This window comes from Opacimonas viscosa (assembly GCF_024199005.1).
GTDB classification, from domain to species: Bacteria; Pseudomonadota; Gammaproteobacteria; order Enterobacterales; family Alteromonadaceae; genus Opacimonas; species Opacimonas viscosa.
Map to the genome: position 1 here is coordinate 1 of NZ_JANATA010000278.1, position 245 is coordinate 245.

Annotated in this window: 1 protein-coding gene; it reads left to right on the forward strand. The window is 48.2% G+C overall.

All coding sequences use genetic code 11. From position 1 onward, the window contains the following. The coding region (locus NLF92_RS13585; RefSeq protein WP_254102791.1) for a hypothetical protein at positions 1-245 on the forward strand (245 nt) is incomplete at both ends.

Consider the following 245-nt stretch of genomic DNA (forward strand, 5'->3'; position numbering starts at 1 on the left):
GTATTCAGCTTAATCAAATAACCAATGGGTTAGCGGGAACGGGCATTAATCAAAGTCGGGATGGGCTTATGCAGGTGAGTGATCTGCAGGCTCAGGTGCTCGACAATAATTCAGCGAAGATGAGCTTGAAGCATCACATAGCATGGGATCTTGAGCGCTTAAAATATGCTAAAGCTAACCCCGCTTCTCTGTCATTGCGGGTTACGTCTGGTGGCTCTGAAACCGAAACCATCGCGTCGCTTCAG